We start from the raw sequence: 22,059 nt of genomic DNA, 5'->3' as shown, positions 1-22,059 counted from the left end.
CCAATCCGACAAGAACGAGGATCTAGCGCAGACTTTCCATCTCGCGGATGCGTTTGGCGCCGTCGGCTTCCAGTTGCCTTGTGACGGCACCGATCAGCGTTTCGGCGACGACGAACAGGGCAGCCGAGGAATCCCATGCCGACGGTACTGCCGTGCGTCCGGCGATGACATGGCGGGCAAAGCGGGCAATCGGCGACAGCCACTGATCGGTGAACAGCACGATCTGGACGCCGCGCTGATGCGCCTTCTCGGCAAAGCGGACGAGGCTGTCCTGGTAGCGCCTGATGTCGAAGATCACCAGCACGTCGCGCTTGCCCATGTCGATCAGCCGGTCGCGCCACATGCTCTCCTGTCCGGCGAGGTGAAAGACATCGGGCTGGATAACGGCGAGGTGGGCGGCCATGTAACGCGCCAGCGGATCGGTGAAGCGGCCGCCGATGAGGAATGTCTTGCCACGCCGGTCGGCAAGCCGTGTGGCGATGTCCGCCAACTGCTTGTCGGAGAGGTGGCGGAAGGTCTCGCGCATATTGTCGAGCGTCGCTTCCAGCATCGGCGAGACCGTGCCGCCACCGGGCGAGGGCGGGTTGAGCGTGCGTATCGCCGGCGACTGCAGCTGCGCCGCCAGTTCGTCCTGCAGGCTCGACTGGAACTCCGGATAATTCTGGAAGCCGAGCCGGGCCACGAAACGCAGGATCGTCGGCGAGGAGACGCCGGCCGCCGTCGAGAATTCGGCGACCGTCTTCAGGCCGATCATCGGATAGCTGGCGATCAGCGTCTGGGCCGCGCGCCGTTCGCCGGCCGGCATCGTGCCGATGCGGTCGGCGATCAGTTCGGCAATGCTGGAAATCATCTTTTCCCCACCCCTTGGCCTGGCCCATGAGATCGCATTTGACAAAGCCGGGTAAACTGTATGAAATCATCCGTAGGGACGCAATGAGGCAAAATACGTAACATACGATACAGCGCTCCCCGGGGACGGCAGACTATGGAGAAAGCACGGCCCGCCAGCCTTGCATCGTCCGGTACCGTGAGGGTGACGAACCCGGGCGGATCGAGCCCCTTCGTGCTGACCTGCGACCACGCCTCTAATTTCCTGCCCGTCGAATTCGGTACGCTCGGTCTTGCCGCCGAAGACCTGTCCCGTCACATCGCCTGGGACCCCGGCGCGCTGCCGGTGGCAACGCGCATGGCGCAAGCGCTCGATGCGACGCTGGTCGAAACCTGCATTTCGCGTCTCGTCATCGACTGCAACCGGCCGCTCGACGCGCCGGACCTGGTGCCGCAGCTCAGCGAGACGACAGCCATACCCGGCAATGCCGGCCTGTCGGAAAAGCAGCGCGCGGCGCGGATCGCCCTGTCTTGGCAGCCATTTCACACTACCATCGAACGCATCGTCGAGGAGAGGCTGGCGCGCGGCCAGGAGACCCGGCTGGTTTCCGTGCATTCCTTCACGCCGGTCTACAAGGGCCGCGACCGGCCCTGGCATATCGGCATCATCCATGACGAGGATCGCCGGCTGGCGTCGCCGCTGATATCGGCGCTCAAGCGACTTGCCGGCGTCACCGTCGGTATCAACGAACCCTATTCGCCGGCCGATCGCGTCTATTTCACGCTGGAACGGCATGCACGCTCGCGCGGGCTGCCCTGCGCGATGATCGAAATCCGCAACGATGAAATCTCCGGTGAGACCGGGCAGCGGAAATGGGCGGATCTGCTCACAGGCATTTTTTCGGATCTGGAACCTGAGGAGGCCACGCGGCCCAGATCGCATTCAGTCAGAAAGTCAGTCCAATCGGCCAGCTGAGAAACAAACAGGGGACTTCCAATGGCAGCACCGGGTTATACAGACGTTGACAAGGCGGAGGACGTAAAGGCCCTCCACAGCATGGGCTACGCCCAGGAACTGGAGCGGCGCCTCAGCCGCTTTTCGAATTTCGCGGTTTCCTTCTCCATCATCTGCATCCTGTCGGGCGGCATCAATTCACTGGCGCAAGCCACCTCCGGCGCCGGCGGCATCGGCATCGGCATCGGCTGGCTGGTCGGCTGCTTCGTGTCGCTAACCTTCGCGGTGGCCATGTCGCAGATCAGCTCGGCCTATCCGACGGCCGGCGGCCTCTATCACTGGGGTTCGATCCTCGGCAACCGCGGCACCGGCTGGGTGACGGCCTGGCTCAACCTGCTTGGCCTGATCACCGTGCTCGGCGCCATCAATGTCGGCACCTGGACGTTCTTCATCGGCGCCTTCGGACCTGCGCTGGGAATTGACGGTTCGCTGACCAACCAGATGATCTTCCTGGTCGTGGTCACCGGTCTCCAGGCGTTGATCAACCATCTCGGCATCAAGCTGACGGCAAAGCTGACCGACTTCTCGGGCTATTTGATCTTCTTCGGCGCTATCCTGATCGCGGTCGTCTGCCTGATTTTCGCCGAGCATTGGGATGTCAGCCGTCTCTTCACCTTCCACAATTATTCCGGTGACGCTGGCGGCGGTGTCTGGCCGTCGGTTTCGAATGCCTGGGTGTTCGCGCTCGGCCTGTTGCTGCCGATCTATACGATCACCGGCTACGACGCTTCCGCGCACACATCGGAAGAAACCATCAAGGCGGCCTCTTCCGTGCCGCGCGCCATGGTCATGTCGGTCGTCTGGTCGGCCCTCTTCGGCTATCTGTTCCTGGCTGCTTTCGTGCTGATGATCCCGAACATGGACGATGCCGCCAAGCAGGGCTGGAACGTGTTCTTCTGGGCCTTCGACCAGCGCGTTCCCTCCGGCATCAAGGAGTTCGTCTATCTCGTCGTGTTCGTATCGCAGTTGCTGTGCGGTCTCGCCACGGTGACGTCGGCCTCGCGCATGATCTTTGCCTTCTCGCGCGACGGCGGCCTGCCCGGCTCGGCGGCGCTCGCCAAGGTCAGCCCGACCTACCGCACGCCTGTGGCGGCGATCTGGACGGCGTCGATCCTGTCGGTGCTGTTCGTCTGGGGCTCGACGCTGGTTTCGGTCGCCGGCACCTCGGCCTACACCATAGTGGTGTCGTGCACCGTCATCTTCCTGTTCCTGTCCTTCACCGTGCCGATCGTGCTCGGCATGCTGGCCTGGGGCACGCCGAAGTGGGACAAGATGGGCCCGTGGAACATGGGGCGCGGCGTGTTCATGCTGTTTGCCGTCCTGTCGATCGTGTCGATGATCCTGATCTTCGTCATCGGCATCCAGCCGCCGAACGACTGGGCGCTCTACATCACCGTAGGCTTCTTCATCCTGACGGCGATCGTCTGGTTCGCCTTCGAGCGCAACCGCTTCCAGGGCCCGCCGCTCGGCGACATCATCGCGGCGCGCCAGGCGGCGATCAAGGCAGCGGAACAGGCGGTCGGCGAAACCGGCAACTGACTTCTCCCATCAAGGCCATGGCCGGCATCGTGCCGGCCATGGTTTCGTTTATCCCTTTCAATGACCAAGCGCTGGAGTGCCAAAGGAATGGCCGGAAATTTCTCGTTCGATCAGTTGAAGAAAGCGGTCTCCAGCGGTGAGATCGACACGGTGCTGGCCTGCATCGTCGACATGCAGGGCCGGCTGGCGGGAAAACGGTTCCTGGCGCAGTACTTCGTCGATTCCGCGCATGACGAAACGCATGGCTGCAACTATCTGCTGGCCGCCGACATCGATATGGAGCCGGTGCCCGGCTACAAGGCGGCGAGCTGGTCGAAGGGCTATGGCGACTTCGTCATGAAGCCGGACCTGGCCACGCTGCGGCGCATTCCGTGGCTCGAAAAGACAGCACTTGTGATCTGCGACGTGCTCGATCACCACACCCATGACGACCTGCCGCATTCGCCGCGCGCCATCCTGAAGAAGCAGGTCAAGCGGCTCTCCGAGCGCGGCTATATCGGCTATTTCGCTTCCGAGCTGGAATTCTACCTGTTCAACGAGACCTATGATTCCGCCCGCAAGAAACACTGGCAGGGCCTCGATACCGCCTCGCCCTATATCGGCGACTATCAGATCGGCATCACCACCAAGGAAGAAGGCGTCATGCGTCGGCTTCGCAACGAGATGGAAGCGGCCGGCATCCCGATCGAGAATTCCAAGGGCGAGTGGGGCCCGGGCCAGGAAGAGATCAATGTGCGCTATGCCGAGGCGCTCGACATGGCCGACCGCCACGTCATCCTGAAGAATGGCGCCAAGGAGATCGCCGAGTCCGAAGGCAAGGCCATCTCCTTCATGTCCAAGTACAATTACGGGCTCGCCGGCAATTCCAGCCACATCCACAATTCGCTGTGGAGCGCCGACGGCAAGACGCCTTTGTTCTTCGACAAGAAGGCGGACTGGACGCTGTCGACACTCGGCCAGCAATGGGCGGCCGGCCAGCTCAAATACGCCAAGGAATTCACCTGGTTCCTGGCGCCCTACATCAACTCCTACAAGCGCTTCCAGGCCGGCACTTTCGCACCGACCAAGATCATGTGGAGCGAGGACAACCGCACCGCCGGTTTCCGCCTGTGCGGCGAGGGCACCAAGGGCATCCGCATGGAATGCCGCATCGGCGGCGCCGACCTCAATCCCTATCTCGCCTTCGCGGCGCTGATCGCAGCCGGGCTCGCCGGCATCGATGAGAAGCTCGAACTGCAAAAACCTTTCGTCGGCGATGCCTATCAGGCGTCTCGTCTGCCCGAGATTCCGAAGACGCTGCGCGACGCCACCGAAACGCTGGCCAAGTCGAAGATGCTGAAGCAGGCGCTCGGCGAGGATGTGCTCGAACATTATGTCCACACCGCCAAGTGGGAGCAGTTCGAATACGACCGCCGCATTACGGATTGGGAACTGCACAGGGGGTTCGAGCGATACTAAACTATGTCGGCGTTGCCGCCCTTGGCCATCGCAGGAATGGCGGGCGGCGTCAAAATCAAGATTTTATGAAGTGCGAGGACTGAAGGAATGACCGAAACGGTCAAGTTGAAATCCCCCATCGATGGCTCGATCTATGCCGAGCGGCCCGTGGCAACGGACCAGGCGGTCAATGCCGCGGTCGAGCGCGCCAAGGCGGCGCAGGAGAAATGGGCCGAGACGCCGATCGTCGAGCGCGGCAAATACATGCTGGCGATGCTCGAAGCGCTGGTCGCGATGACCGACGAGATCGTGCCGGAAATCGCCTGGCAGATGGGGCGTCCGGTGCGCTATGGCGGCGAGTTCGGTGGCGTCAAGGAACGCACCAATTACATGGTCGAGATCGCCGAACAGGCGCTGAAATCCGTGCCGGCCTCAAACCCGAAGGATGGGTTTCGCCGTTACGTGAAGAAGGATCCGCTCGGCGTCGTCATGGTGATCGCGCCGTGGAATTATCCTTACCTGACCGCCGTCAACACCATCGTGCCGGCGCTGATGGCCGGCAACGCCGTCATCCTCAAGCACGCGGCGCAGACGCTGCTGGTCGGCGAGCGTTTTCAGCAAGCCTTCGACAAAGCCGGCCTGCCAAAGGGCGTGTTCCAGAATGTCGTGCTCAACCATGCTCAGACCGAAAAGCTGCTCGGCTCCGGCAAGATCGACCATGTGAACTTTACCGGTTCGGTCGGCGGCGGCCGCGCCATCGAAAGGGCGGCGGCCGGCACCTTCATGACGCTTGGCCTCGAGCTTGGCGGCAAGGACCCGGCCTATGTTCTGCCCGACGCCAAGATGGACCATGCGGTGGCCAATCTGGTCGACGGCGCCTTCTACAATTCCGGCCAGTGCTGCTGCGGCATCGAGCGCGTCTATGTCCATGAAAAGGTCTATGACGAGTTCGTCGAAGGCTTCATCGCCGAGACGAAAAACTATGTCGTCGGCAATCCGCTGGAACAGACGACGACGATGGGGCCGATGGCGCAGGCGCGTTTCGCCGACCTGATCCGCGAGCAAAAGGCCGAAGCGCTGCGCAAGGGCGCCAAGGCGCACATCAACATGAAGATGGCTAACGACAAGGCCGGTTCGCCCTATCTGGCGCCGGAAGTGCTGACCGAAGTCGACCACCAGATGAGCGTCATGCGCGAGGAAAGCTTTGGCCCGATCGTCGGCATCATGAAGGTACGCAACGACGAGGAAGCGATCGCGCTGATGAACGACAGCGCCTATGGGCTGACGGCCTCTATCTGGACGCGCGATACCGAGCACGCGGTGGCGATCGGCAACCGCGTCGAGACCGGCACGGTGTTCATGAACCGCTGCGACTACCTCGATCCGGCGCTGGTCTGGACCGGCGTCAAGGACACCGGAAAGGGCGCGGGACTGTCGGCCATCGGCTACGACAATCTGACCCGGCCGAAATCCTTCCACCTGCGCGAAGCCATCTGATTTTTCGAAAGACAAAAAATGTCCAAACTCATCTCCAAATGGAACTACCCCACCACCGTCCGCTTCGGCGCCGGGCGTATCAAGGAATTGCCTGAGGTGCTCGAGGCCACCGGTATCAAGCGGCCGCTCTTCGTCACCGATCCGGGCCTGGCGAAACTGCCGGTCGTCGCTTCGACGCTGAAGATCCTCGACGATGCCAAGGTGCCTTACGGTGTGTTTTCCGAGGTGAAGCCGAATCCGGTCGATTCCAACCTCACCGCCGGCATCGCCGTGTTCAAGAAGGGCAAGCATGACGGCGTCATCGCCTTCGGCGGCGGCTCGGCGCTCGATCTCGGCAAGCTGATCGCCTTCCAGGCCGGCCAGACGCGGCCGGTGTGGGATTTCGAGGATGTCGGCGACTGGTGGACGCGCGCCAATTCGGATGCGATCGCGCCGATCATCGCCGTGCCGACGACGGCCGGCACCGGCTCGGAAGTCGGCCGCGCCGGCGTCATCACCAATGAGGAGACGCACACCAAGAAGGTCATCTTCCATCCGAAGCTCTTGCCGGCGATCGTCATTGCCGATCCGGAACTGTCGGTCGGCATGCCCGCCTTCATCACCGCCGGCACCGGCATGGATGCGCTTGCCCACTGCCTCGAGGCCTATTGCGCGCCGGGTTACCATCCGATGGCTGACGGCATCGCGGTGGAAGGCATCCGGCTGGTGTTTGAAAACCTGCCGAAGGCCTATGCCAACGGCAAGGACCTGGTCGCGCGTGCCCATATGATGAGCGCGGCCGCCATGGGCGCCGCCGCCTTCCAGAAGGGGCTGGGCGCCATCCACTCGCTGTCGCACCCGATCGGCGCGCTCTACGACACCCATCACGGCATGACCAATGCGGTGTTCATGCCTTATGTGCTCGCCTTCAATCGTGACTCCATCGAGGAGCGTATCGCCCGGCTCGCCGCCTATTGCGGCATCAAGGGCGGCTTCGACGGCTTCGCCAAGGCGATCATCAAGCTGCGCAAGGAGTTGAAGGTGCCGCACGCGCTGCCGGGCCTGATCAAGGGGCTCGACATGGACAAGAAGCGCAAGGCGCTGATCGCCGACATGGCGGTGGTCGATCCGACCGCCGGCGGCAACCCGGTCAAGCTGACCAAGAAGGCGGCGCTGACGCTGCTGGAAAACGCTATCGCCGGCACGATCTGACGGTCTCGTCATCGCCGGAAATTGATCTGGAAAATCAGGGCTAACCAAGGGGGAAAGGATGAAATGCAAGGCTGAAAGTGATTAGCCGGAAAAATAAGTGATGGCTAATTGCTACAGCCCGTTAAAAAGAGTTAACTTTTTCTGCTGCCGGCCAATGGTTTCATAAAGCTTTCATCTGGCTGTCACATCAAAACGATACCGCATCGCAGGCGTCCAACGGCGTCAGTTCAACGGAGAGAACACATGTTCAAATTCACGGGGAAGGTGCTTTCCCTCTCGGCCGCGACCCTTATGGTGTCGTCGGTGATTTCGTCCGCGGCTTCGCTGGACGATCTCGTCAAGGCCGCGAAGGCTGAAGGCCAGCTCACCACCATCGCGCTGCCGCATGACTGGTGCGGTTACGGCGACGTCATCGCCGGCTTCAAGGCGAAGTATCCGGAAATCACCATCAACGAGCTCAACCCCGATGCCGGCTCCGGCGACGAGGTCGAGGCGATCAAGGCCAACAAGGACAACAAGGGCCCGCAGGCTCCCGACGTCATCGACGTCGGCCTGTCTTTCGGTCCGTCCGCCAAGAAGGACGGTCTGATCCAGGCTTACAAGGTGTCGACCTGGGACTCGATCCCCGACACCGCCAAGGACGCCGACGGCTTCTGGACGGGCGATTACTACGGTGTGCTTTCCTTCCAGGTGAACAAGGACCTGGTGAAGGTTTCGCCGACGGACTGGGCCGACCTGCTGAAGCCGGAATTCGCCAACTCGGTCGCACTTGCCGGTGATCCGCGCGCTTCGAACCAGGCCATCCAGGCGGTCTACGCCGCCGGCCTTTCCGGTGGTGCGGCAGCTGGCGAAGCCGCCGGCACGGCTGGCCTCGACTTCTTCAAGAAACTCAACGCCGCTGGCAATTTCGTGCCGGTCATTGGCAAGGCCGCGACGCTGGCCCAGGGCCAGACCCCGATCCTCGTCACCTGGGACTACAATGCGCTCGCCGGTCGCGACACGCTGAAGGGCAACCCGCCCGTCGACGTCGTCGTGCCGAAGACAGGTGTCGTCGCCGGTGTCTACGTGCAGGCAATCAGCGCCTTCGCGCCGCACCCGAATGCGGCCAAGCTCTGGCTGGAATACCTGTATTCCGACGAAGGCCAGATCGCCTGGCTGAAGGGCTATTGCCACCCGATCCGCTTCAACGATCTGGCCAAGAACGGCAAGATCCCGGCGGACGTGCTGGCCAAGCTGCCGCCTGCTGAGTCCTATGCGGCAGCGGTGTTCCCGACGCTCGACGAGCAGGGCAAGGCCAAGGAAGCCATCACCAAGAACTGGGACGCCGTTGTCGGCGCCAACGTTAAGTAACAGTTGAAATCACCGGGTGGCTTCACGGCCGCCCGGTTTTTCTCTCAAAGTCTTTCTCTCGAAGACGGTAGCCGGCGCATGACCGATATCTCAATGTCCGACCACGCTGTTGCCGGGAAGACCGCGCCTCCCGCCGAGGCGCGCAGCATGAGGCTGCCGACGCAGTGGCTTGGCGTTGCGCCATTCTTCATCTTCGCCATCATGTTCCTGATCCTGCCCACGCTCTATCTGATGCTGGGCGCATTCCAGAATGATGCGGGTGAGTTCACCCTCGAAAACATCGCAGCACTGGCGCAGCCGTCGATCGTTGCCGCCTACTGGATCTCGATCAAGGTCAGCCTTGCCTCATCGTTGATTGGCGCCTTCGCCGGTCTCGCCATCGCCATCGCCATCGTGCGCGGCGGTCTGCCGGAGTGGATACGCTCGGCTACGCTGACCTTCTCCGGTGTCGCTTCCAATTTCGCCGGCGTGCCGCTGGCCTTCGCCTTTCTCGCCACGCTCGGTAGGCTCGGCCTTGCGACGGTGCTCCTGAACACCCTGTTCGGCCTCAATATTTACGCCCACGGCTTCAACATCCTGTCGTTCTGGGGGCTGACGCTGACCTACGTCTACTTCCAGATTCCGCTGATGGTGGTGATTATCGTGCCGGCAATCGACGGCTTGAAGAAGGAGTGGGGCGAGGCCGCCGCGACGCTGGGCGCGACCATGGCGCAATACTGGCGCATGGTGGTCATCCCGGTGATCTGGCCGAGCTTCCTCGGTACGGTCATACTGCTGTTCGCCAACGCCTTCGGCGCCATCGCCACCGCTTATGCGCTGACCGGCTCGTCGCTCAACATCGTGCCGATCCTGCTCTATGCGCAAATTCGGGGCGACGTGCTGCACAATGCCCATCTTGGCTATGCGATCGCCTTCGGCATGATCTTCATCACCGGCCTGGCCAATGTCTTCTACATCTGGTTCCGGACCCGTTCCGAGAGGTGGCTGAAATGAAGTCGGGAAAGTTCTGGGCCTGGATCGTTTTCGCGCTGGGTGCGGCCTATTTCTTCATCCCGCTGATCGCGACGGTGGAGTTCTCCATGCGTATGCGGCGCGGCGTCTATTCCTTTGACGCCTACAAGGTCGTGCTGGGCGATGCACGCTTCCAGGCTTCGTTCGGCTATTCGGTGCTTGCCGCCGTTTTCACCATCATTCTCGGCGTGCTGATCGTCGTGCCCGCCGCCTACTGGATTCGGCTGCGCCTGCCACAGCTGCGCCCAATCGTCGAGTTCATCACGCTGCTGCCGCTGGTTATCCCGGCAATCGTCATCGTCTTCGGCTATATCAGAATGTACGGATCGAATTCGCCGCTGCCGTTCCTGGCAAGCGACGCCGGTACGAACGCCCTGCTGGTCATCGGCTATGCCACGCTGTCGCTGCCCTATATGTACCGTGCGGTCGACACCGGGCTTAGGACCATTGACGTGCGGACGCTGACGGAGGCGGCGCAGATCCTTGGCGCCGGCTGGTCGACGATCATCACGCGCGTTATCCTGCCCAACGTGCTGATCGCGGTGTTGTCGGGTGCGTTCCTGACCTTCGCGATCGTCATTGGCGAGTTCACCATGGCCAGCCTGCTCAATCGGCCCGCCTTTGGTCCTTATCTGCAGAACATCGGCGCCAACCGCGCCTATGAGCCGGCAGCCCTTGCCATCATAGCTTTCGCCATCACCTGGGGCTGCATGTCGCTGATCCAGATCCTGTCCCGCTTCGCGCCGCGCTCGGCGAACCGCCCCAATTGATCGAAAAGTACTGATCGAAAGAACAACACCATGGCCGATCCGTTTCTCTCCATCCAGCACGTGCGAAAATCCTTCGGTGCCACCACGGTGGTGGAGGATTTCAATCTCGACGTCGAGCCGGGTGAATTCGTCTCGTTCCTCGGGCCGTCCGGCTGCGGCAAAACCACCGTGCTGCGCATGGTGGCCGGCTTCGAGGAGCCGACAGCCGGCAAGATCGTCGTAGCTGGCAAGGACATCACCCGGCTGAAGCCCAACCAGCGTAATGTCGGCATGGTGTTCCAGGCCTACGCGCTGTTCCCGAACCTTACCGTGGCGCAAAATATAGGCTTCGGCCTGAAGGTCGCCGGCATGCCCAGGGCGGACATCGATGCCCGTGTCGCCGAGATGCTCGGCATCATCAAGCTGCCGCAGATGGCGGACCGCTATCCCTACCAACTCTCGGGCGGCCAGCAGCAGCGCATCGCGCTGGCGCGCGCGATCGCGCCGAAGCCGAAGCTGCTTTTGCTCGACGAGCCGCTGTCGGCGCTGGACGCCAAGGTGCGCGTGTCGCTGCGTGAGGAAATCCGCTCGATCCAGAAGAAGCTCGGCATCACCACCATCTTCGTCACGCACGATCAGGAAGAGGCGCTGTCGATCTCCGACCGCATCGCCGTCATGTATGGCGGCAAGGCCGAGCAGGTCGGCACGCCGTTCGAGATCTACAACCGGCCGGCGACCAAATTCGTCGCCAATTTTGTCGGCACGCTCAACGTGCTCGAAGGCAAGGTCACCGATGCCGCGGCCGGCACGGTTCAGGTCAACACGCAGGAAGTCTCGCTCAAGGGCAAGCTCAACGGCTCGAAGTCCGGCGACACGCTGTCGCTGGCCCTGCGGCCGGAAGCGATCTCGCTTGGCCGCCAGCCTGGCCGTGACTCCAGCCTGACCGGAGAGATATCCGAAGTGCATTTCCTCGGCTCGGTGATCCGGGTCCGCGTCGGCATCGGCGGCAATACGGTGTCGCTCGACACGTTCAACAACTCGGCCACCCCGCCGCCCGCCGTCGGCGAGAAGGCCGAGATTTCGTTCTCTTCGGGCGACATGCTGGTGCTGCACTAGCGGAGCGAACGTCATCCGTAGCGGTCTTTGATGCGCCGCACCGGCCGTTGGCAAACCCTCAGTGACGGCGTCTTTCTCCCCGTCACTATGCGGGGAGAAATGCCCGGCAGGGCAATGAGGGGCAGCGCCGACCTCAGTTGATCGCTTTTATATCCCAGGCCAAGGCTTCGACAATCAACAGTATCCTGCCCCGGGGTACTGCCAACCGTCGCTCTTCGCCGCTACGATGACCCATGGCCCTTTTTGAACTCACCCTTGTCCTGCTTCTGACTGCTGTCGCGCTGACGGCGCTGTCGCGACGGCTGGAGGTCCCCTATCCGTCGCTGCTGGCCTTGGCCGGGGTTGGCATCGCCTTCGTGCCTGGCGCACCAATGATCGAGATCGATCCGGAACTGGCGCTTGCCCTGTTCATCGCGCCGGTGCTTCTCGATGCCGCCTATGACACGTCGCTGCGCGACCTGAAGCGCTACCGGCTGTCGCTGCTGCTTTTGGCGCTTGGCGCCGTCGTCTTCACCACTGTCGTGGTTGCCTTCGTCGGCTGGAAGATGGCCGGCCTGCCGATCGCCGCGGCAATCGCGCTCGGCGCCATCGTCGCGCCGCCGGATGCGGTGGCGGCATCCGCCGTGCTCGGGCAATTCAAGGTGCCGCACCGCATCACCGCCATCCTGCAGGGCGAAAGCCTGCTCAACGATGCCACCGCGCTCTTGATCTACCGGCTGGCGGTGTCGGCGGCACTCGGCTCGATCATGCTGAGCAACGCCATTCCGGTGATCCTGCTGTCAACGATCGGCAGCCTGATCGCCGGTTACCTGCTTGGCCGCCTCTCGCTGCTGACGCTTACCCGCATCGAGGATGCGGCGAGCAGCACCGTGGTGCAGTTCGCCGGGACATTCGGCGTGTGGATACTGGCCGACAAGCTCGGCCTTTCCGCCATCATCACCATCGTCGTCTATGCCATCACGATTGCGCGCAGGGCGCCGCGCCGCATGTCGGCGCGACGTCGTGTGAGCACCTATTCAGTCTGGGAGTCGGCGGTGTTCGTTCTCAACGTGCTGGCTTTCGTGCTGATGGGCCTGCAGGCACGGTCGATCGTCGGCCGGCTTTCCGGCGAAGGACAAGGTGAGGCCTTTCTGTTTGCCGCAACTGTGCTGGTTGTCGTCATCGTGGCACGCCTTGTCTGGGTGGCGAGCTACGTCGCGATCATACGGTGGTTTGCCCGCGTCGGCAGCGAAGACAAAAAGCGGGATTTGCCAACATTTGGCGGGGCCGTGCTGGTCGGCTGGTGCGGCATGCGGGGGCTGGTGACGCTGGTGGTGGCCATTGCGCTGCCGGCCGGCTTTCCCGGGCGTGACCCGATCGTGCTTGCCGCCTTCGCGGTGGTTCTGGGCACGCTGGTGCTGCAGGGGATGACGCTGAAGCCTTTGCTGCGGATACTCGACTTCGACCCGGACAGAACGATCGACAATGAGGTTGCGCAAGCGCGTGTTGCCGTCATGCAGGCGGCACTCGACGTGCTGAGCCGCAAGACATCGGCTGCGGCGGCTGTTGTGCGCGAGCAGTACGAGGCCCAGCGCGTGATTGCGGAAAACCCGGAAGACGCACAGGCGGCAACCGAATATGACCGGCTGCGCCTCTACGCCATCAACCGTCAACGCGACACGCTGGAGGAATTGCGCAGCAACGGCACGATCGGCGACGAGGCCTACCACCGGTTGGAAGAGGAAATCGACTGGGCGGAACTGGCGGCGTCGCCAGCGGGACGATTCCAGCCGTTGACGACAGATTAGAAGATCGCGCGGCGGGGCAGGGGGACGCTCCTGGCACAAGCCGCTTGCGTTCTCGTTGCAAGCAATCCACTGAGCCGCTACTGCCATCACCGAAGGTGAGCCGGGTAAGCAATGAAGCTGGTCAGCTACAACATCCAGTACGGGTTCGGCAGCGACGGCCGCTACGATCTTTCGCGCGCGGCGCGGATCGTCGACGGCGCCGACATCATTGCCTTGCAGGAGGTCGAGCGGCACTGGCAGCGCAGCCGTTTCGACGACCAGCCGGAGCTGCTGTCGCGCCTGCTGTCCGGGTATCACTGGGTCTACGGCCCGGCCTTCGACATGGATGCCAGCGAGCGGCGCGACGGTCGTCTGATCAATCGGCGTCGGCAGTTCGGCACCATGGTTTTGTCGAAGCTGCCAATTGTCTGGTCGCGCCTGCATGCACTGCCGATGCGCCGGACGCTCAGGCCACTCAACACGCGCAACGCGGCGCTCGAATGCATGATCCGTACGCCGGCTGGCCCGGTGCGGGTCCTGTCCTTGCATCTCGCCCATATCGCCGCTGAAGAGCGGCTGGAGCAGATCGATTATCTGCTCGCCGAACACCGCCGTGCGCCGTCCGAAGGCGGGCCGTGGAGCGGCATCGATGACGAGCCTTCGCGCAACTGGACCAGCGGCGAGATCGAGCCGGAAAATCCGCTGGCGGCAATCTGGATGGGCGATTTCAACATGGAGCCGGGCAGCGCCGAATACCGCCGCATCGTCGGCCGCACGCCCTATCATCGGGGTGCGGCCTATCTCGACGGCTTCGTCGATGCCGCAGCCGTGGCGATCGAGCTGGCTGGTGACTTCCACACCCACGAGAAGATCATCGACGGCAGGCTGGCAAAGCGCCGGCTCGACCATTGTTTCGTCGGCGGGGTGTTCGCGAGGCGGGTCCGCTCGGTCAGATCCGACATAGGCGAAATGGCGTCCGACCACTTTCCGGTCCGGGTCGACATCGATCTCGAAACGCCGCTTGGCTCGGGAGGTCGATAGACCCGAAATGACGCTTTTCGTGTTCTTCGCGGTGCTTGCCGCGGCCGCCATGCACGCGATCTGGAACGCACTGGTCAAGGTGCATCTCGACCGCTTCCTGTCGATCACGCTGATGACATTGGGCATGGGGTTTGCCGCGCTGTTCGTGCTGCCTTTCGTCGAGTTCCCGAAGGCCGAGGTCTGGCCATTCATTCTCGCTTCGGTGGTCTTCCACATGGGCTACCGAACCTTCCTGATCGGCGCCTACAGGGCCGGCGATTTCGCCCAGACCTATCCGCTGGCGCGCGGCACCGCACCTTTGCTGGCAGCACTTGGTGGCATCGTGGTGGTGCAGGAGGTGCCGGCGCCGTTTGCCATTCTCGGCATCCTGCTTTTGTCGGCCGGCACGCTGGTGATGTCGTTTCGCGGCGGCGCGCATCTGGAAAGGCTGAACCTGCGTGCGGTCGGTTTTGCGCTAGGCACCTCGATCTTTATCGCCAGCTATACTCTGTCCGACGGCAGCGGTGCGCGGCTGGCGGCGACGGCGCAAAGCTACGCGGCGTGGCTGTTCGTCTGCGACGCGACGTGGGCACTGGTGCTGTGCGTGGTCTTCCGCGGACCGCAGTCACTGCCCGTGCTGGCGCGCGACTGGAAGGCCGGGCTGTTCACCGGCGTGCTCAGCGGCGCTGCCTACTGGATCGTGATGTGGGCGATGACCAAGGCGCCGATCGCCTCGGTGGCATCGCTGCGCGAAACCTCGATCCTGTTCGCCATGCTGATCTCGGTCTACGCGCTTGGCGAGAAGATGACGGGCTGGCGCGGCGCCGCCGCGCTCAGCATCGTTGCCGGTGTCATCGCCCTCAGACTTGGCTAGCAGCCGTCAACCCAGGACGGTCATCACCTGGCCGCGCCGTTCCGGGCTGAAGCGGATGACGACGATGATGCAGATGGCGACGACGCCGGCGAAAAGCGCCAGCGCGTAACCGTAGCTGCCTCCAGGCGCTTCCGCGATTCCCGCCTGAAACGGGCCGCCATAGGACGCCGCGAGATTGCCGGCCTGATAGATGAAGCCGGGCAAGGTGGCTCGCACCGAGCCCGGCGAAAGTTCGTTGAGGTGCACCGGAATGACGCCCCAGGCGCCCTGGACCGCGACCTGCATGACGAAAGCGCCGATGGCCAGCATGAAGGGCGTTGTGCTGTAGGCCCAGAGCGGGATCGACGGCAGCGCGATCAGACAGGCAAGGGTGATGGCGTTGACGCGGCCGATCTTCTCGGACAGTGCGCCGAACGTCAGGCCGCCGACGATGGCGCCGAGATTGGCGACGATGGTGATCCAGCTCACCGTGTGCGGATCGAAGCCGTGCTGCTTCTTCAGGAAGGTCGGGTAGAGGTCCTGCGTGCCATGGCTGAAGAAGTTGAAGAACATCATCAGCACGACGGCATAGAGCGCGATGCCCCAGTGTTTCTGCAGCGTTTCCAGAAGCCCCGGTTTGACGGATTTCCGTGCCTCGACGAAGGCCGGCGATTCCGGCACATGCGAGCGGATGAAGAGCACGATCAGCGCCGGCAAGAAGGAAAGCAGGAACATGGCGCGCCAGCCGATCGTGTAGCCGCCGATCGTCTGCTGATAGAGCAGGCCGTAGACCACCGCCGCCAGGAGGTAGCCGGCGGGATAGCCGCATTGCAGGATGCCCGAGACCATGCCGCGGGCGCTGGGCGGAATGGACTCCATGGCGAGCGAACTGCCGAGCCCCCATTCGCCGCCCATGGCAATGCCGAACAGCGCGCGCAGGGCCAGGAAAATGCCGAGATTGGGCGAGAAGGCGGCGAGCGCGCCGATCACCGAATAGCTGACGATGTTGAGCATGAGCATGGGCTTGCGCCCGTATTTGTCGGCGAGCATGCCAAAGAAAAACGCGCCGATGAAGCGCGTCGCCAAGGTCAGGAACAGTGCCTTCGAGACCGCCGGGACATCAGTGTGGAATTCACTGGCAATATCGGTGAGCAGGAATGTCAGAAGGAAGAAATCAAAAGCGTCGAGCGTCCAGCCCAGGAATGAGGCCAAAACGGTTTTCTTCTGCCCGGCGGTGAGATTCAAGGCGTCCTCCTTTGGTGCCCCCAAAGGAACGATATGTCGCCCTGCTCGCAAAAGAGAACAGCGATCAGCCGGCTTTCGAAGAACCGGCGGTCACTTTTTCGTAAGGTCGAGATCGAAGACCATCAAACCGTCCGTGCCGCCTTCGAGTGCGGCGACCAGCCGGGCGCCGGCGCGTTGATGGGCTTCATGGACGAGATAGGCGTCGCGCGCGGCGGCATCGCGGAAATCGATGGTGAAGCCGTGGCTGAAGCCGCGCGCGAAGGGCTCGGGGCTGACATTGGCGCTGAAGTGGACAGTGTCCATGCCGTCGATCACCTGGCGCAGCGCCTCGAGGTCGGCATGGATTGCAGCGCGCTCGCTTTCGGGGACATCGCCGCGAAACCTGACGAAGACACAGTGCCTGATCATTTTCTTTTCCCTTCAAGCGGCCCGGTTGCCGGAAAACACCGCCGGCGGCAGCGGTTCGCGGCCAAGGATCAGGTCGGCACCCTTTTCGCCGACCATGATGGTCGGTGCATTGGTGTTGGAGGAGGGCACGCGCGGCATCACCGAGGCGTCGCAGACGCGCAGGCCTTCGATGCCGCGCAGCCGCAGGTCCGGCGTCACGACGGCCATCTCGTCATGGCCCATGCGGCAGGTGCCGACTGGATGGTGGTCGGTCTTTGCGCTGCGGCAGGCATAGTCGAACAGTTCGTCGTCGCTAGCCAGCGACGGACCGGGCAGCACTTCGCGCAGCACGTAGGGCTCAAGTGCCTTCTGACGCATGATTTCGCGCGCCAGCCGCAACCCCTTGATCGACATGGCGCGGTCATAGGGATCGGACCAGTAGTTCGGATCGATAAGCGGATGGTTGGCCGGGTCGGCGCTCTTCAGCCGCACCGTGCCGCGCGAGCGCGGCCGCAGGAAAGCCGAGTTCAAGGTGACGCCGGGGTTGTTCAGTTTCTCGACGCCGGCCTCGATGCCGGATCCCAGGCCGAGATGGAACTGGATGTCGGGCGAGGCGGCCGTCGGGTCGGCGTACCAGAAGCCGCCGGTCTCGAACAGGCTGGAGGCCACGGGCCCTTTCTTCAGCAACAGATATTGCAGGCCGGCCCAGGCCGTGCGGTGCAGCTTGGCGTAATTGTCGTAGGTGTGGTCACCAGTGCATTCGGCGATGACGAACAGATCGAGATGATCCTGCATGTTGGAGCCGACTCCAGGCAGGTCATGCACCGGCGTCACGCCCACCGATTTCAGGTGGTCGGCCGGACCGATCCCCGATTGCATCAAAAGCTTCGGCGAGCCGATGGCGCCGGACGAGACGATCACCTCGCGCTCGGCGTGCAGGATCTTCTTCTCGCCGCCTGGCCGGTCGACGACTTCAACGCCGACAGCGCGGCCCTTCTCGACGACGATGCGGGTCACCAGCACATCGGTCCTGACCGTCAGGTTCTTGCGCGCACGGATCGGCTTGAGATAGGCGACCGAGGCCGAGGAGCGCCGGGCATCCTTCTGGGTGAGCTGGTAATAGCCGACGCCTTCTTGGTTGGCGCCGTTGAAGTCCGGGTTGAAGGGGATGCCCATCTCCTGGCCGGCGCGGAAATAGGCTTCGCAGATCGGCAGCGGCGAGATCGGGTTCGATACGCCGAGCGGCCCCTGGTCGCCATGAAAGTCGTTGGCGAAACGCTGGTTGTTCTCGGCGCGCTTGAAATAGGGCAGCACGTCGCGGTAGCCCCAGCCGGCGAGACCCTCTTCCTTCTCCCAGGCGTCATAGTCGCGGGCATTGCCGCGTGTGTAGATCTGGGCGTTGATGGAGGAGCCGCCGCCGACCACCTTGGCCTGTGTGTACCAGAAGACGCGGTCCTTCATGTTTTTCTGCGGCACGGTGGACCAGCCCCAGGACGCAATGCCCTTGGTCATCTTGGCGAAGCCCGCCGGCATGTGGATGTAGGGATGCCAGTCCTTGCCGCCGGCTTCCAGAAGCAGCACGGAATTGCCGGGGTCCTCGCTCAGCCGGTTGGCCAGAACACAGCCGGCCGGGCCGGCGCCCACGATGATGTAGTCGGTCATGTCGTTTCCACCTACAGCCGCGGCACGGAGAGCGCGCCGTCGACATTGATGATCGAGCCGGTCGAAAAGCCGAGCCTGCCGGCGGCAAGCGTCGCCACCATCGCGCCGATGTCTGACGCTTCGCCCCAGCGCTTGGCCGGCACCAGCCCGCCTTCGATCAAGGCATCATATTTGGCGGTGACGCCTGCGGTCATGTCGGTGCGGATAATGCCTGGCCGCACCTCGAACACGCCGATGTTTTCCGGAGCGAGCCGCAGCGCCAGGTTCTTCACCCACATGGAAAGCCCGGCCTTCGACACGCAGTATTCGGAGCGCTCCGGCGAGGCCATTTCGGCGCTGACGGAGGTGACGGTGATGATCGATCTTGTGTGATCGCCCAGTGTGGCCAGCATCGCCTTGGCGACGGCCTGGCTGAGGAAGACCGTGCCGCGCAGGTTGATGCCCAGCGTGCGGTCGAAATTTTCCGGCTTCAGTTCCAGCAGGTCGCCGCGCACCACGGCGCCGACGCCGGCGTTGTTGACGAGACAGTCGATGCGGCCGAAGACGCGCATCGCGGCATCGATCAACACGGCGTGGCTGTCGAGATTGGCGACGTCACAACTGACATAGGCGAGTTTCGCACCGCGAGCCGAGATGTCTGTGTCGAGCCCGTCAGGCGCCTGTTCGGCAAGGTCGGCAACCAGAATGTCGAAGCCGGCATCGGCCAGCGCTTCCGCGCAAGCCAGCCCGATGCCGCGTGCGCCGCCGGTGACGATGGCTGCGGGGCGGGTCATTGGAAGCCAGCCTTGCGAATATGGTCCGCAACCCGAAGCGCTTGAGCGGCGATCGACAGGGCAGGGTTGACCGCAGCCGAGTTCGGCAAAAAGCTGGCATCGACAACGAACAGGTTCCGGTGGTCGAACGACCGGCAGAACGGATCGAGCGGCGCGGTGGCCGGATCGTCACCCATCTTCACCGTGCCGCATTGGTGCGATGGCGTGCGCTTGTCGAAGGGGCGTGACAGCACGATGGGGTAGCCGCAGGCGCGGAAGTTTTCGCGCATCACCTTGGTCAGCCCGTCCAGCGACTGCATGTTGGAGCGTCGCCACTGCATGACGATGTCCTTGCCGTCGACCATGATGCGGCTTTCCGGATCGGGCAGGTCCTCGCACATCAGGTACCAGTCGACGGCGTGGCCGGCCATGAAGTCGAGCACGAATTTCGGCATCGTCTTCACATTGGCCTTGAGCATGTTGCCGTCGATCTTGCCGAGCAGCTGGACATTGCCGAGCGGCTTGCCGCCCTTGCCGCCCGAGAGATAATAGTCGTTCAGCATCAACGTCTTCTGGTAGACGGCATCGTTCCTGCGACGCGGATCGATGGCCAGCATGGCGCTGGAATTGTGGTTCATGAAATTGCGGCCGACCTGGTCGGAGCGGTTGGCGAGCCCTTTGCCATCGGATGACGGCGAGCGCAGCAGGATGACGGCGGAATTGACTGCGCCGGCGGACAGGATGACCAGTTTTGGCGACACTTTCTTCAGCTCACCGTTCTGCCGGTAATGGACCGCGACGATCTTTTTGCCATCGGGTGCCGCCTCGAGATACTCGACATGGCAGCCGGTATCGAGCCGGATGTTGCTATCCCTGAGCGCTGCAGCCAGTGGCGCTGTCTGGGCGTCCATCTTGCCCTGGCCGGTGTTGGGGAAAGCGTCCCAGCCGGTCTTGCCTTCCATCAGCCAGGTGTCGATGTCGACGCCGAGCGGCAGCGAGGCCGGATGCAGGCCGAGGCCTTTGAGTTCGGCGCGGGCGCGCGCGATCGGCGCTTCGTCGGGCACCGGTTTGAAGGCGTAGGGGATCGAGTGGTAGGGCTCGGTCGGATCTTCGCCCAGCGCGCCGCGCACGCGAAACAGTTGCTCGGCCCTGGAATACCAGGGCTCGAACTCGTCGTAGGAAAACGGCCAGGCCGGCGAAACGCCGCCGAAATGCTCCATGGCCGAAAAATCTTCCTTGCGATAGCGGATCAGCACCGCGCCGTAGAATTTCGAGTTACCGCCGACATAGTAGTAATTGCCGGGATTGAAGGCAGCCCCGCCGGCCTCGCGCCACATCTCCTTCGGCCGGTAATGGCCGTCGACGAAGATCGAGCGGGTGTCGCGCGCATGCGGGGTTGCCGGCAAGGGCTCGCCGCGCTCCAGCATCAGGATCGAGGCGCCGCTGCCGGCCAGACCGGAGGCGATCGTGGCGCCGCCAATGCCGGAGCCGATGATGACGATGTCCGGATTTGCCATGGCCGTCAGCGGATGCGGTTCTCGGTCGCCGGATCGAAGAACACCGCCTTGGTCAGGTTGAAGGCAAGCGGCGTGCTGGTGCCAGGCTGGATGTTGGCGTCGGCGCGCAGCCGCGCCACCACGCCCTTGCCGCCGAGATTGGTGACGGCGAAGGTGTCCGAACCTGCCGGCTCGACGACTTCGATATGCAGGTCGGCGGTGGCGATGTTCGAGGCGTTGCGTTCGGCGCCCTCCGGATCGGTCAGCGCTTCCGGCCGCACGCCGAAAATGATCGGCTTGCCCTGGAATGCCGAGAGACCCGCCGGCGCATTGGCCATCGGCAGCGTGATCGGCTCGCGCGCCTCGCGCTGCAGCACGACGGACAGCGCATTGCCCGATGTGGCGATGGTCGCCGGGATCAGGTTCATGGCCGGCGAGCCCATGAAGTCGGCGACGAACAGGTTGGTGGGGTTTTTGTAGATCTCGGCCGGGGTGCCGAACTGCTGCACCTCGCCGTCGCGCATGACGGCGATCTTGGTCGCCAGCGTCATCGCCTCGATCTGGTCGTGGGTGACGTAGACGATGGTGGTGCCGGTCGTGGCGTGCAGGCGTTTGATCTCGATGCGCATGTCGACGCGCAGCTTGGCGTCGAGGTTGGACAAAGGCTCGTCGAACAGGAAGAGTTTAGGGTCGCGCACCAGCGCCCGGCCCATCGCGACGCGCTGGCGCTGGCCGCCGGAGAGCTGGCTCGGCTTGCGCTGCAGGAGGTGGCCGATCTGCAGGACCTTGGCCACCTTGTCGATCGCCTTCTGGCGCTCATCGGCCGGCACGCCGCGCATCTCCATGCCGAAGGAGATGTTCCCGGCCACCGTCATGTTCGGGTACAGCGCATAGCTCTGGAAGACCATGGCGATGTCGCGCTTCGAAGGGTGCAGATCGTTGATGGCGCGGCCGTCGACGCGGATCTCGCCCTCGGTGATCTGCTCCAGGCCGGCGATGGTGTTGAGCAGGGTCGACTTGCCGCAGCCGGACGGGCCGACCAGCACCAGGAAGCCGCCCTTTTCGAGCTCGACATCGATGCCCTTCAGGATCTCAACGTTCCCGAAGCGCTTCTTCAGCCCATCAATTTCCAGAAAAGCCATGGT

Annotated in this window: 19 protein-coding genes; 12 read left to right on the top strand and 7 right to left on the bottom strand. The window is 63.3% G+C overall.

What is annotated here, in order from left to right:
* Positions 1 to 22: 22 nt before the first annotated feature.
* Positions 23 to 850: a MurR/RpiR family transcriptional regulator gene (locus tag MAFF_RS13125; RefSeq protein WP_010911401.1), complete on the bottom strand. Its 828-nt coding sequence runs from the start codon at positions 848 to 850 to the stop codon at positions 23 to 25.
* Between the two features lie 135 nt (positions 851 to 985).
* On the opposite strand from MAFF_RS13125, the gene MAFF_RS13120 reads away from it, so the two are divergent.
* The 12 genes from MAFF_RS13120 to MAFF_RS13065 all read left to right on the top strand — a co-directional run bounded on the left by MAFF_RS13120 (position 986) and on the right by MAFF_RS13065 (position 15,393).
* Positions 986 to 1,804, top strand: a complete 819-nt coding sequence (locus MAFF_RS13120; protein ID WP_010911400.1) for an N-formylglutamate amidohydrolase — start codon at positions 986 to 988, stop codon at positions 1,802 to 1,804.
* A 21-nt stretch (positions 1,805 to 1,825) separates the two neighbouring features.
* On the top strand, positions 1,826 to 3,382 hold the full coding sequence (locus MAFF_RS13115) for an amino acid permease (RefSeq protein WP_010911399.1): 1,557 nt from the start codon (positions 1,826 to 1,828) through the stop codon (positions 3,380 to 3,382).
* Positions 3,383 to 3,469: 87 nt separating this feature from the next.
* The gene (locus MAFF_RS13110; RefSeq protein WP_027047383.1) at positions 3,470 to 4,840 is read left to right on the top strand and encodes a glutamine synthetase family protein; all 1,371 of its coding nucleotides are present in this window, start codon (positions 3,470 to 3,472) and stop codon (positions 4,838 to 4,840) included.
* 87 nt (positions 4,841 to 4,927) lie between these two features.
* Positions 4,928 to 6,316, top strand: coding sequence for an aldehyde dehydrogenase family protein (locus MAFF_RS13105; protein ID WP_010911397.1), 1,389 nt, complete (start codon positions 4,928 to 4,930; stop codon positions 6,314 to 6,316).
* A gap of 18 nt (positions 6,317 to 6,334) precedes the next feature.
* A complete protein-coding gene (locus MAFF_RS13100; protein ID WP_010911396.1) occupies positions 6,335 to 7,507 on the top strand; it encodes an iron-containing alcohol dehydrogenase in 1,173 nt (390 codons plus the stop codon).
* Between the two features lie 243 nt (positions 7,508 to 7,750).
* Positions 7,751 to 8,857: an ABC transporter substrate-binding protein gene (locus tag MAFF_RS13095; protein WP_010911395.1), complete on the top strand. Its 1,107-nt coding sequence runs from the start codon at positions 7,751 to 7,753 to the stop codon at positions 8,855 to 8,857.
* Between the two features lie 78 nt (positions 8,858 to 8,935).
* Entirely contained in the window at positions 8,936 to 9,850 is a 915-nt protein-coding gene (locus tag MAFF_RS13090) for an ABC transporter permease (protein WP_044548313.1), read from the top strand.
* Entirely contained in the window at positions 9,847 to 10,638 is a 792-nt protein-coding gene (locus MAFF_RS13085; protein ID WP_032931603.1) for an ABC transporter permease, read from the top strand. Before MAFF_RS13090 ends, MAFF_RS13085 begins: the two co-directional genes overlap by 4 nt.
* Positions 10,639 to 10,668: 30 nt before the next feature.
* Positions 10,669 to 11,733, top strand: a complete 1,065-nt coding sequence (locus tag MAFF_RS13080) for an ABC transporter ATP-binding protein (protein WP_010911392.1) — start codon at positions 10,669 to 10,671, stop codon at positions 11,731 to 11,733.
* A gap of 233 nt (positions 11,734 to 11,966) precedes the next feature.
* Positions 11,967 to 13,520 (top strand): cation:proton antiporter, encoded by a 1,554-nt coding sequence (locus MAFF_RS13075; protein WP_010911391.1) that lies wholly within the window; start codon positions 11,967 to 11,969, stop codon positions 13,518 to 13,520.
* A gap of 111 nt (positions 13,521 to 13,631) precedes the next feature.
* Complete coding sequence (locus tag MAFF_RS13070) at positions 13,632 to 14,540, top strand: endonuclease/exonuclease/phosphatase family protein (RefSeq protein ID WP_010911390.1); 909 nt, start codon at positions 13,632 to 13,634, stop codon at positions 14,538 to 14,540.
* Between the two features lie 7 nt (positions 14,541 to 14,547).
* Positions 14,548 to 15,393: an EamA family transporter gene (locus MAFF_RS13065; protein WP_010911389.1), complete on the top strand. Its 846-nt coding sequence runs from the start codon at positions 14,548 to 14,550 to the stop codon at positions 15,391 to 15,393.
* A 6-nt stretch (positions 15,394 to 15,399) separates the two neighbouring features.
* On the opposite strand, the gene MAFF_RS13060 is transcribed toward MAFF_RS13065, so the two are convergent.
* The 6 genes from MAFF_RS13060 to MAFF_RS13035 form a co-directional block, all read right to left on the bottom strand.
* Entirely contained in the window at positions 15,400 to 16,617 is a 1,218-nt protein-coding gene (locus MAFF_RS13060) for an MFS transporter (RefSeq protein ID WP_044548312.1), read from the bottom strand.
* Positions 16,618 to 16,707: 90 nt separating this feature from the next.
* A complete protein-coding gene (locus MAFF_RS13055) occupies positions 16,708 to 17,025 on the bottom strand; it encodes a Dabb family protein (RefSeq protein ID WP_010911387.1) in 318 nt (105 codons plus the stop codon).
* Positions 17,026 to 17,037: 12 nt separating this feature from the next.
* The gene (locus MAFF_RS13050; protein WP_010911386.1) at positions 17,038 to 18,666 is read right to left on the bottom strand and encodes a GMC family oxidoreductase; all 1,629 of its coding nucleotides are present in this window, start codon (positions 18,664 to 18,666) and stop codon (positions 17,038 to 17,040) included.
* An 11-nt stretch (positions 18,667 to 18,677) separates the two neighbouring features.
* Positions 18,678 to 19,439: a 3-ketoacyl-ACP reductase gene (locus MAFF_RS13045; RefSeq protein WP_010911385.1), complete on the bottom strand. Its 762-nt coding sequence runs from the start codon at positions 19,437 to 19,439 to the stop codon at positions 18,678 to 18,680.
* Entirely contained in the window at positions 19,436 to 20,935 is a 1,500-nt protein-coding gene (locus tag MAFF_RS13040) for an FAD-dependent oxidoreductase (protein WP_010911384.1), read from the bottom strand. The genes MAFF_RS13045 and MAFF_RS13040 overlap by 4 nt, the downstream gene beginning before the upstream one ends.
* Positions 20,936 to 20,940: 5 nt before the next feature.
* Positions 20,941 to 22,056: an ABC transporter ATP-binding protein gene (locus MAFF_RS13035; RefSeq protein ID WP_010911383.1), complete on the bottom strand. Its 1,116-nt coding sequence runs from the start codon at positions 22,054 to 22,056 to the stop codon at positions 20,941 to 20,943.
* Positions 22,057 to 22,059 lie beyond the last annotated feature (3 nt).

The sequence above is a fragment of the Mesorhizobium japonicum MAFF 303099 genome, from assembly GCF_000009625.1.
Classification (GTDB): domain Bacteria; phylum Pseudomonadota; class Alphaproteobacteria; order Rhizobiales; family Rhizobiaceae; genus Mesorhizobium; species Mesorhizobium japonicum.
Note: the sequence above shows the minus strand (reverse complement) of the source record. Positions and strands in the feature narration are given on the sequence as shown.